This is a genomic window from Pseudomonas sp. AIG (assembly GCF_977020205.1).
This window is the reverse complement of record NZ_CDROCK010000053.1, coordinates 21045-32664: the sequence shown is the minus strand read 5'-3', so window position 1 is coordinate 32664 and position 11620 is coordinate 21045. Positions and strand designations below refer to the sequence as shown.

The window sequence follows — 11620 nt, the reverse complement described above, 5'->3', positions numbered from 1 at the left end:
ATGACCCTGCTCAAATTCAGCGATGTGTCCCTTGCGTTCGGCGCTATGCCGTTGTTGGACAAGGTGTCCTGGCAGATCGCCCGTGGTGAGCGGGTGTGCATCATCGGCCGCAACGGCACTGGCAAGTCCAGCATGATGAAACTGGTCAAGGGCGACCAGAAGCCCGATGAAGGCTCGGTGTGGCGTGCCCCCGGTCTGAAAATCGGCGAATTGCCGCAAGAATTGCCAGTGGCCGACGATCGGACGGTGTTCGACGTGGTCGCTGAAGGCCTGGATGGCGTGGGTGCGTTGCTCGCCGAGTATCATCACCTCGCGCAGAACTGCGTCACTGAGGAAGACCTGAACAAGCTGATGCACGTTCAGCAAGACCTCGAAGCCCGTGATGGCTGGCGTTTGCAGACTCTGGTCGAAAGCACCTTGAGCCGTCTGCAACTGCCGGCCGACAAGACCCTCGCCCAGTTGTCCGGCGGCTGGCGTCGTCGCGTGCTGCTGGCACAGGCGCTGGTGTCCGAGCCGGATCTGCTGCTGCTCGACGAACCGACCAACCACCTGGACATCGGTGCGATTGCCTGGCTCGAAGAAGCGCTGAAAGATTTCCAGGGCGCCGTGCTGTTCATCACGCACGACCGTTCTTTCCTGCAAAACCTTGCCACGCGCATCCTCGAACTGGATCGCGGCGGCCTGATCGACTGGAACGGCGACTACGCCAGTTTCCTCGTACACAAAGAAGCCGCGCTGGCCGCCGAAGAGACCGCCAACGCGCTGTTCGACAAGAAACTGGCCCAGGAAGAAGTCTGGATCCGCCAGGGCATCAAGGCTCGCCGCACCCGTAACGAAGGCCGCGTCCGCGCCCTGAAAGCCCTGCGCGTTGAGCGCAGCGAGCGTCGTGAGCGCACTGGCAAGGCCAACATTCAGTTGGACACTGCCGACAAGTCCGGCAAGCAGGTGATGGTCCTTGAGAACGTGAGTTTCGCGCACCCGGGCGGCCCGTTCCTGATCAAGGACTTCTCGATGGTGCTGACGCGCGGCGACCGTATTGGTCTGCTCGGCGCCAACGGTACTGGCAAGACCACCCTGCTGAAACTGATGCTCAGCGGTCTGCAACCGACCAGCGGCAAAGTGGAAGAGGGCACGCGCATCGACGTGGCGTACTTCGACCAGTTGCGTCATCAGCTGGATCTGGAAAAAACCGTGATCGACAACGTCGCCGAAGGTCGCGACTTCATCGATATCGATGGCCAGAGCCGTCACGTGCTGAGCTACCTCGGCGACTTCCTGTTCAGCCCGCAGCGTGCTCGCACGCCGGTCAAGGCGCTGTCGGGTGGTGAGCGTGCGCGTCTGCTGCTGGCCAAACTGTTCAGTAAACCGGCGAACCTGCTGGTGCTCGACGAACCGACCAACGACCTCGATGTGGAAACCCTCGAGCTGCTCGAAGAAGTGCTGCTGACCTTTAACGGCACCGTGCTGATGGTCAGCCACGACCGGGCATTCCTCGACAACGTGGTCACCAGCACCCTGGTCTTCGAAGGTGAAGGCAAGGTGCGTGAATACGTCGGCGGCTATCAGGACTGGATCCGTCAGGGTGGTTCACCGCGCCTGTTGGGCGTGACTGAAAGCAAGTCGGGTAAGGCTGACTTGAACTCCGCGGTGGTGACCGCTGAGCCTGCTGTGGTCGCAGCGCCTGCGGCAGCTGCTCCGGCGGCGAAGAAGAAGTTGAGCTACAAACTGCAGCGTGAGCTGGAAGCGTTGCCTGGCGATATCGATGCCAAGGAGCAGCAGATTGCTGCTGTCGAGGCTGAGATGGCTGAGGGCGGTTTCTATCAGCGTCCTGCGGCTGAAACTGCCATGGTGATTGCTTCGCTGGAGCAGTTGCAGGCTGAGCTGGATGCGTTGGTTGAGCGTTGGGCCGAGCTGGATGCCTGATTGATCCGGATGTGAAAAAGCCCGGCGTTCAGTGATGAACGCCGGGCTTTTCATATACGGGATGAGACCCAATGTGGGAGCGAGCCTGCTCGCGAATGCGATGTGTCAGGCGGCATTAATGCTGAATGTGCCGAAGCCTTCGCGAGCAGGCTCGCTCCCACAATGATCAGTGTTTCAGCGTTTGACCAGGTGTACCGCCAATACATCGCAGGGCGCGCCGTGCAGCACGTCATTCGCGGTCGAGCCGAGCAACAGCGCCAGACCATGACGGCCATGGCTGCCGACCACGATCAGATCGCACGCTTGTTCTTTGGCGAAATGGTGGATTTCCTGGCGCGGCTGACCATAAGTCAGATGGCAGTTGGCACCTTCAAGCTCAGAGTATTTGGCTTTCAAGCGCTCGAGGCGCTCCTTGGCCTGATCGAACTGCTGCTGTTGCAGTTGTGACAGATCCATCGGCACGTCGCCGCCGAACGCCATGGCCATCGGCTCGACGATATGCACCAGCGACAACTTGGCGCCATTACTCGCCGACAGCTCTCGGGCGCGGTGAATCACAGGGTCGCACTCTTCGGTCAAGTCTACGGCGACCAGGATATGGGTGTAGGGCATGAGGTGCTCCTCGTGAGGTTTCAATATTGTTAAGTATGGCTGGTTTCAAGCGCATTGGTTCCAAAGTGACACAATGCGCTCACCAAGAATTGGGAATAGAGATATGACGGTCTGGTTGGTGGTGTCAATCCTGCTGGTGGTTTTAAGTCCGCTGGCGTGGTTACGCCCATCGCGCGCGCAAAGCGGTCGCATCGCTCTGCGCATGGAAGCTCGACGCATGGGGCTGGCCATGCAGCTGGCGCCTCAGGAGTGGCCGCACTGGCTGGCGCAAGAGCCGCCGAACCCGTGTGCGCAGTATCATCGGCCACGTCGGGGCAAGCAGCCTGTCTGCTGGACTTACTGGCAGAAATCGCCGGGTGTTTGGGTCAATCAATGGCAGGAAATCTGCGAGGATCAAGCGCTGCTCAATCATTTCGAAAAGTTGCCGGGCAATGTTTTCAAAGTCGAGGCAGACAAGCAGATGATCGCTCTGTACTGGGGTGAGAAAGGCGAAGCCACGGTTTTGCAGGATATCGACGCCACTCTGAAAGCGCTGGCGTGATGCACGGACTTTTCCCACTGCAACGGTGTGAAATGTCCGGCAGACGCGCAATAAAAAGCCCGACATAATTCATCGGGCGGGTTGGCCAGGCAGGCCGGAAACCTTTTTTTGATGCAAAGATGTGGCTTGGAGCGCTCAGCGCATTCTCCGGTAGTCCCCAGCGTAGCCCTTTAAACAAGGGCTGCCGTGAATTAGGGCGACTTTTCTAACTATTGATTCTATGAATGGCTTCACATGCAGACGCGTGTTGCGGGTCTTCGTCTTACAGAAATGACCGCAAAGTCGCATTTCAACCCGTATTTTGGGCGATTGACAATTGTCGGAAATTCCGTGAAGGTGATGCACCCAAATCAAACGGGCGTATGAATTGAGCGTTTGTCTTACAGACTGCTCCTACAGAATCCCGACTATCGCGTTGGCGGGTGTGCCGGGTGGATTGGCGTTAGCATCGACGAAAAAGCGTCCTGCCGAGCCATTCGCCTGCGTCCGACGTGTACTGTTCAGCTTCCATATCGTGGAGATCAGTTGATGATTTACGAAGGTAAAGCCATCACGGTTAAAGCTCTTGAAAGTGGCATCGTCGAATTGAAATTCGACCTCAAGGGTGAGTCCGTCAACAAGTTCAACCGTCTAACCCTGAACGAACTGCGTCAGGCCGTAGACACCATCAAGGCAGATGCTTCGATCAAGGGCGTGATCGTCAGCAGTGGCAAGGACGTGTTCATCGTCGGCGCCGACATCACCGAATTTGTCGACAACTTCAAGCTGCCGGATGCCGAGCTGGTTGCTGGCAATCTCGAAGCCAACAAGATCTTCAGCGATTTCGAAGACCTCAACGTCCCAACCGTAGTTGCCATCAATGGCATCGCACTGGGCGGCGGTCTGGAAATGTGCCTGGCGGCTGACTATCGCGTCATGTCGACCAAGGCCAAGATTGGTCTGCCGGAAGTCAAACTGGGCATCTACCCAGGCTTCGGCGGCACCGTGCGTCTGCCGCGTCTGATCGGTGTCGACAACGCCATCGAATGGATTGCCTCCGGTAAGGAAAACCGCCCTGAAGACGCGCTGAAAGTCAGCGCTGTCGACGCCGTGGTTGCTCCGGAGAAGCTGCAGGAAGCTGCCCTTGAACTGATCAAACGCGCCATCTCCGGCGAGTTTGACTTCAAGGCCAAGCGTCAGCCGAAACTTGAAAAACTCAAGCTGAACGCCATTGAACAAATGATGGCTTTCGAAACCGCCAAAGGTTTCGTCGCCGGTCAAGCTGGCCCGAACTATCCGGCGCCGGTTGAAGCGATCAAGACCATCCAGAAAGCCGCGAACTTCGGTCGTGACAAGGCACTGGAAGTCGAAGCTGCAGGTTTCGTCAAACTGGCCAAGACCTCTGCCGCGCAGAGCTTGATCGGTCTGTTCCTGAACGATCAGGAACTGAAGAAAAAGGCCAAGGCCTACGACGAAATCGCCAAAGACGTGAAGCAGGCTGCCGTACTCGGCGCCGGCATCATGGGGGGTGGTATCGCCTATCAGTCGGCTTCCAAAGGTACGCCGATCCTGATGAAGGACATCAACGAACACGGTATCGAGCAGGGGCTGGCCGAAGCCGCCAAACTGCTGGTTGGCCGCGTCGATAAAGGTCGCATGACCGCTGCGAAAATGGCTGAAGTGCTCAACGCCATTCGTCCGACCCTGTCCTACGGCGACTTCGGTCACGTCGATCTGGTGGTCGAAGCTGTTGTCGAGAACCCGAAGGTCAAGCAAGCCGTATTGGCTGAAGTTGAAGGTCAGGTCAAAGAGGACACCATCCTCGCGTCCAACACCTCGACCATTTCCATCAGCCTGCTGGCCAAGGCCCTCAAGCGTCCGGAAAACTTCGTTGGCATGCACTTCTTCAATCCGGTGCACATGATGCCGCTGGTGGAAGTGATCCGTGGCGAAAAGTCGAGTGAGCTGGCGGTTGCCACCACCGTGGCCTACGCCAAGAAAATGGGCAAGAACCCGATCGTCGTCAACGACTGCCCGGGCTTCCTGGTCAACCGCGTCCTGTTCCCGTACTTCGGCGGTTTCGCCAAATTGGTCAGCGCTGGTGTGGACTTCGTCCGTATCGACAAGGTCATGGAAAAATTCGGTTGGCCGATGGGCCCGGCATACCTGATGGACGTGGTCGGTATCGACACCGGTCACCATGGTCGTGACGTAATGGCTGAAGGCTTCCCGGATCGCATGAAGGATGACCGTCGTTCGGCCATCGACGTGCTGTACGAAGCCAAGCGCCTGGGTCAGAAGAACGGCAAGGGCTTCTATGCCTACGAGGCCGACAAGAAAGGCAAGCAGAAGAAAGTCGCCGATCCGTCGGTACTCGAAGTGCTCAAGCCGATCGTTTACGAGCAGCGCGAAGTCACCGACGAAGACATCATCAACTGGATGATGATCCCGCTGTGCCTGGAAACCGTGCGTTGCCTGGAAGACGGCATCGTTGAAACCGCCGCCGAAGCCGACATGGGTCTGGTCTACGGTATCGGTTTCCCTCCATTCCGTGGCGGTGCACTGCGCTACATCGATTCGATCGGTGTTGCCGAGTTCGTTGCCCTGGCTGACCAGTACGCTGATTTGGGCGCGCTGTACCACCCGACCGCGAAACTGCGTGAAATGGCCAAAACCGGCCAACGGTTCTTCGGTTAAGCGTCCCAACTTTTGAGCGAGAGTGAAATTTTATGAGCTTGAATCCAAGAGACGTCGTGATTGTCGACTTCGGTCGTACTCCGATGGGCCGCTCCAAGGGCGGCATGCACCGCAACACCCGCGCCGAAGACATGTCGGCGCACCTGATCAGCAAACTGCTGGAACGCAACGCCAAGGTCGATCCTGCTGAAGTCGAGGACGTGATCTGGGGCTGCGTCAACCAGACCCTGGAGCAGGGCTGGAACATCGCGCGCATGGCGTCGCTGATGACCCAGATCCCGCACACCTCGGCTGGCCAGACCGTCAGCCGTCTGTGTGGCTCGTCGATGAGCGCGCTGCACACCGCTGCGCAAGCGATCATGACCGGCAACGGTGACGTGTTCGTGGTTGGTGGCGTCGAGCATATGGGCCACGTGAGCATGATGCACGGTGTCGATCCGAACCCGCACATGTCTCTGTATGCGGCGAAAGCCTCGGGCATGATGGGCCTGACCGCGGAAATGCTCGGCAAAATGCACGGCATCACTCGCGAACAGCAAGACGCTTTTGGCGTGCGTTCCCACCAGTTGGCCCACAAGGCCACCGTGGAAGGCAAGTTCAAAGACGAAATCATCCCGATGCAGGGCTACGACGAGAACGGTTTCCTGAAACTGTTCGACTACGACGAAACCATTCGTCCGGAAACCACCCTGGAAAGTCTGGCGGCCCTCAAGCCTGCCTTCAATCCAAAGGGCGGCACCGTGACTGCCGGTACTTCGTCGCAGATCACCGATGGTGCTTCGTGCATGATCGTGATGTCGGCACAGCGTGCACAGGACCTGGGTATTCAGCCAATGGCGGTTATCCGTTCGATGGCAGTGGCAGGTGTGGATCCGGCAATCATGGGCTATGGTCCAGTTCCGGCAACACAAAAAGCCCTGAAGCGTGCGGGCCTTGGCATCAACGATATCGACTTTTTCGAACTCAACGAAGCTTTCGCCGCACAGGCCCTGCCAGTGCTGAAAGATCTGAAAGTGCTCGACAAGATGAACGAGAAGGTTAACCTGCACGGCGGCGCGATCGCCCTGGGTCACCCGTTCGGTTGCTCCGGTGCCCGTATTTCCGGCACCTTGCTGAACGTGATGAAGCAGAATAGCGGCACCTTCGGGGTGGCCACTATGTGCATTGGTCTCGGCCAAGGCATCTCCACCGTCTTCGAACGCGTTTAAGCGTCTCGTTGATGGAAGCCGGGGCCAAGTGCCCCGGTTTTTGTTTTTGTGGATTTATTTTGTTTTTATTTTGAAAAAATTTGAGTGAGGGCCAACACATGCCGATACAACCTGGGCTCTACCAACATTACAAAGGTCCGCAGTACCGCGTATTCAGTATTGCGCGGCATTCCGAAACCGAAGAAGAAGTGGTCTTTTACCAAGCCCTGTATGGCGATTACGGCTTTTGGGTGCGCCCTCTGAGCATGTTTCTTGAGTCGGTCGAGGTTGACGGCGAGCAGGTGCCACGCTTTGCTTTGGTGCAAGCCGAACCGAGCCTTTTTTCCAAGGCATAAGGCGAGTGTGCACAGAAGCCTGTGCTTGACCTCACCTTGTATCAACTATATATAGCGGTGCCGCGTCAGGCGCCAACCGCCTTTCACTTCTAGAATTCAGGAATTTTCTGATCCATGGGCAAATCGCTGGTCATTGTGGAATCCCCGGCTAAGGCCAAGACCATCAACAAGTATCTGGGTAACCAATACGTGGTGAAGTCGAGTATCGGCCATATCCGAGACCTGCCCACCAGCGGTTCGGCTAGCGCCAGCAAAGAGCCAGCCGCCAAGCGCGGCAAGGCTGCTGCGGGCGAAGGTCCGGTGCTCTCGCCGAAAGAGAAAGCGCGCAAGCAGCTGGTCTCGCGTATGGGTGTCGATCCCGATCATGGCTGGAAAGCCAAGTACGAGATCCTTCCAGGTAAAGAGAAGGTCATCGAAGAGCTGCGCCGGCTCGCCAAAGATGCTGACACCATCTATCTCGCAACCGACTTGGATCGCGAGGGGGAAGCCATTGCCTGGCACCTGCGCGAAGCCATCGGTGGTGACGACAGCCGCTATAAGCGCGTGGTGTTCAACGAAATCACCAAGAAGGCGATTCAGGAAGCGTTCTCGGAACCGGGCGAGCTGGACATCGATCGTGTCAACGCTCAACAGGCGCGTCGTTTCCTCGACCGCGTCGTGGGCTACATGGTTTCGCCGCTGCTCTGGGCGAAGATCGCTCGTGGCCTGTCTGCCGGTCGTGTGCAGTCGGTTGCCGTGAAGCTGGTGGTCGAGCGTGAGCGCGAAATTCGTGCGTTCAACCCGGAAGAGTACTGGGAAGTGCATGCCGACCTCGGCACCACCAAAGGCTCGACCGTGCGTTTCGAAGTAGCCCGCGAGAAAGGCGAAGCCTTCAAGCCGCTCAACGAAGCTCAGGCCATGGCCGCGCTGGAGAAGCTCAAGTCTTCCAGCTACAGCATCGTCAAGCGCGAAGACAAGCCGACCAGCAGCAAGCCTTCGGCGCCATTCATCACATCGACACTCCAACAGGCTGCGAGCAACCGCTTGGGCTTTGGCGTGAAGAAAACCATGATGATGGCCCAGCGTCTGTACGAAGCCGGCTACATCACTTATATGCGTACCGACTCGACCAACCTCTCGGCTGATGCCGTGGCGATGGCGCGCACTTACATCGAAGACGAATTCGGCAAGAAGTACCTGCCGGAAACGCCAAATGTCTACAGCAGCAAGGAAGGCGCTCAAGAGGCTCACGAAGCAATTCGTCCGTCCGACGCCAACACCATTCCAAGCAAGCTGACGGGGATGGAGCGTGACGCTGAGCGCCTCTATGAGCTGATCTGGCGCCAGTTCCTCGCTTGCCAGATGCTGCCGGCGCAATACCTGTCGACCACCGTCAGCGTAGGTGCTGGTGACTTCGAGCTGCGCGCCAAGGGCCGTATCCTCAAGTTCGACGGTTACACCCGTGTCATGCCACAGATTGCCAAGCCGGGCGATGACGACGTGCTGCCTGATATGGCGCAGGGCGACGTGATGAAGCTGATCAAGCTCGATCCGTCGCAGCACTTCACCAAGCCGCCGGCGCGTTACTCGGAAGCCAGCCTGGTTAAAGAAATGGAAAAACGTGGCATCGGTCGTCCTTCGACTTACGCCGCGATCATTTCGACCATTCAGGATCGCGGCTACGTGACCCTGCACAATCGTCGTTTCTACTCGGAAAAGATGGGCGACATCGTCACCGAGCGTCTGTCGGAAAGCTTCTCGAATCTCATGGACTACGGCTTCACCGCCGGCATGGAAGAGAATCTCGATGATGTGGCGCAGGGCGAACGTGACTGGAAAAGCGTGCTGGACGAGTTCTACGGCGATTTCAAAAAGAAACTCGAAGTAGCCGAAAACCCTGAAAGCGGCATGCGCGCCAACCAGCCGGTCATGACCGACATTCCGTGCACGACCTGCGGTCGTCCGATGCAGATTCGTACTGCGTCGACCGGCGTGTTCCTCGGTTGCTCGGGTTACAGCCTGCCGCCGAAAGAGCGCTGCAAGGCCACCGTTAACCTGGTGCCGGGCGACGAGATTGCTGCGGACGACGAGGGTGAGTCGGAATCGCTGGTTCTGCGCGGCAAGCATCGCTGCCCAATCTGCAGCACGGCGATGGACGCTTATCTGCTCGACGAGAAGCGCAAGCTGCACATCTGCGGTAACAACCCGGATTGTGCTGGCTACGAGATCGAAGAGGGCAGCTATCGCATCAAGGGCTACGAAGGTCCGAGCCTGGAATGCGACAAGTGCGGCAGCGAGATGCAGCTCAAGACTGGCCGTTTCGGCAAGTTCTTCGGTTGCACCAACCCTGAGTGCAAGAACACCCGCAAACTGCTGAAAAGCGGTGATGCAGCGCCGCCGAAGATGGATCCGGTGAAGATGCCTGAGCTGAAATGCGAAAAGGTCAACGACACTTACATCCTGCGTGACGGTGCCTCTGGTCTGTTCCTGGCCGCCAGCCAGTTCCCGAAAAACCGTGAGACCCGTGCTCCGCTGGTGATCGAGATTGTGCCGCACAAGGACGAAATCGATCCGAAGTACCACTTCCTCTGCGACGCGCCGAAGAAGGATCCTGATGGTCTGCCTGCGGTTATCCGCTACAGCCGCAAGACCAAGGAGCAGTACGTGCAGACCGAAGTCGATGGCAAGCCTACCGGTTGGAAGGCGTACTTCGACGGCGGCAAGTGGACGGTTGAAGACAAGCGTACGAAGGCCAAAGCTGAATAAGCATTAGCCTGATACTGAAAGGCCGCATGAGAACCCTCGGGTTTTCATGCGGCCTTTTTGTTTTGTGCTTGCGGTGGGATTGGCGGATCCACGACACTGTCCGGCCTGTGTGAAGCAATTATTTCGTTGTGGAGAGCGCCGTCATGGCTCACGAACTCTATACCCGTACCAATCAGAAGATCTATTTCGCCGGCCTGTCGCTCGAAGCCTTGGCTCGCGCTGAAGAAGGGCGAGCAATGAATTCTCTGGCGCTGATTCAGGCTGGGCGTGAATCGACGCTGTTTCACCTTTACGGCGCCTTGCTGGGTCTTTGTCATGAGATCGCGGGGTTCTATCGTCTGCCGCAGGCCAATGCGCCACGGGCCGAGATGCTGCTGACGCGTGAAGTGCTGGAGTCGATTGCGATTCCCGAACTGGCCGAAATGGTTGAATTGGCCGGCAACTCTGAAACCTGGCTGGCAAAACTGCTGGCTGCGCATTCGGCGCTGTTCCAGCCGCCACGGGTGCCACACAAGCCGAAAGGGGATGTGACTCAACCGTTGATTCAAGCGATTAATCTGGATGAAGAGCAAGTGCCAGAAGAGCTGAGTCGAGAGGAGCTGGAGAGCTGGCGGCAGAACTTGAAAGGTCTGGCGATACGTTTCCGCGAAGGTTTGAACGAGTGCTGAGGGCGATTGACACGGTGGCAATCTGAAACATGCTGCTGGTCAAGATCCCGAGCGAAGCCTGAACGATGTCTATATAATCCCTGCCTTTCGTGGAGAACAGACCTTTATGCCAACGTCCTTTCTAGAAATTGTCGAGTTACCAGACGGCCGAATCGAGCTGCGCAGGGCCGAGGACGAAGGTTCTCTGGTGACGCTGGATTTCTCCGAGGATGCCAAGGCGTTCCTGCAAGGTCAGCATGTGGAAATCGCCAAGGCAATGCTAAGCGTCGGCGTGCAGATGGCCGGACGTATGGTCGAAGGCGAGTTTGATAAGGAAGAGGGGCCGCGGGTTCTTCATTGATCCCCGTCTTTTTCTTTTTTGATATAACCGCTTCAGATCGGCTTCTCTGTCCCTGGAGAAGCCCTGCGCTTCACACAGCGCGTATAACCACCAATCAACCCAAACGAATGTTCAGGCTCTGAGCATCGCCCGTGCGTGCGGCGCTGATCAGTTGTTGCCGTGAATGGGTGTTTAGCGGGTTAAGCCAGGTGACTACGGTGTGACTGCGGCCCAGCTTCAGGGCTTCGCACGCCAGTTGCTGAGCGCTTTGAGCGCCTCTTGGTTGCAGCAGCAGAATACGCTCGCGATTCAAGCCGGCATCCCGCAGCCATGCCTGAGTCAGGCTCGCAGGAGGCGCTATCAGCGTCAGCCAGCGCGCGTCCTGATCTTCACTGAGTTCGCGAAGAATCGGAGCGAGCAGGTTCAGGCAGTTCCCGGCAGCACCACGCAGGGACAGCTCGCTGAATACTTCAGGTTCGGCAGTCCATGGCCGCTCGACAACCTCTTTGAGGATCGGCGCCATCGGTTGTGCCAGAAACGCTTCGAATAAAGGCAGTTGTGTTTGCTGAGATGTGTGTGGGAACTGCATAAAG

The 11620-nt window shown here is 57.7% G+C and carries 10 protein-coding genes; 8 read left to right on the top strand and 2 right to left on the bottom strand.

Annotated features, from left to right (window positions below; all coding sequences use genetic code 11):
• Entirely contained in the window at positions 1-1923 is a 1923-nt protein-coding gene (locus ACWR1S_RS25015) for an ATP-binding cassette domain-containing protein (protein ID WP_454565356.1), read from the top strand.
• Positions 1924-2097: 174 nt separating this feature from the next.
• On the opposite strand, the gene ACWR1S_RS25010 is transcribed toward ACWR1S_RS25015, so the two are convergent.
• Positions 2098-2535: a universal stress protein gene (locus tag ACWR1S_RS25010; RefSeq protein WP_454565355.1), complete on the bottom strand. Its 438-nt coding sequence runs from the start codon at positions 2533-2535 to the stop codon at positions 2098-2100.
• A 103-nt stretch (positions 2536-2638) separates the two neighbouring features.
• Between ACWR1S_RS25010 and ACWR1S_RS25005 the strand changes: the two genes are divergently transcribed.
• From ACWR1S_RS25005 to ACWR1S_RS24975, 7 genes are all read left to right on the top strand, one after another.
• Positions 2639-3076 carry a hypothetical protein gene (locus ACWR1S_RS25005; RefSeq protein ID WP_454565354.1) on the top strand — a complete coding sequence of 146 codons (438 nt, stop codon included), beginning with the start codon at positions 2639-2641 and terminating at the stop codon, positions 3074-3076.
• Positions 3077-3604: 528 nt separating this feature from the next.
• Positions 3605-5752 (top strand): fatty acid oxidation complex subunit alpha FadB, encoded by a 2148-nt coding sequence (gene fadB, locus ACWR1S_RS25000; protein ID WP_034156439.1) that lies wholly within the window; start codon positions 3605-3607, stop codon positions 5750-5752.
• 32 nt (positions 5753-5784) lie between these two features.
• On the top strand, positions 5785-6960 hold the full coding sequence (gene fadA / locus ACWR1S_RS24995) for an acetyl-CoA C-acyltransferase FadA (RefSeq protein ID WP_007910465.1): 1176 nt from the start codon (positions 5785-5787) through the stop codon (positions 6958-6960).
• Positions 6961-7058: 98 nt separating this feature from the next.
• A complete protein-coding gene (locus tag ACWR1S_RS24990) occupies positions 7059-7295 on the top strand; it encodes a DUF1653 domain-containing protein (RefSeq protein WP_017337558.1) in 237 nt (78 codons plus the stop codon).
• Between the two features lie 114 nt (positions 7296-7409).
• Positions 7410-10040 (top strand): type I DNA topoisomerase, encoded by a 2631-nt coding sequence (gene topA / locus ACWR1S_RS24985; protein WP_454565353.1) that lies wholly within the window; start codon positions 7410-7412, stop codon positions 10038-10040.
• Positions 10041-10183: 143 nt separating this feature from the next.
• A complete protein-coding gene (locus tag ACWR1S_RS24980) occupies positions 10184-10708 on the top strand; it encodes a DUF6586 family protein (protein ID WP_454565352.1) in 525 nt (174 codons plus the stop codon).
• Positions 10709-10814: 106 nt separating this feature from the next.
• Positions 10815-11048: a hypothetical protein gene (locus ACWR1S_RS24975; protein WP_003226592.1), complete on the top strand. Its 234-nt coding sequence runs from the start codon at positions 10815-10817 to the stop codon at positions 11046-11048.
• Positions 11049-11142: 94 nt separating this feature from the next.
• Here the strand turns inward: ACWR1S_RS24975 and sulA are convergent, their stop codons facing one another.
• Positions 11143-11616 carry an SOS-induced cell division inhibitor SulA gene (sulA, locus tag ACWR1S_RS24970; protein WP_454565351.1) on the bottom strand — a complete coding sequence of 158 codons (474 nt, stop codon included), beginning with the start codon at positions 11614-11616 and terminating at the stop codon, positions 11143-11145.
• Positions 11617-11620 lie beyond the last annotated feature (4 nt).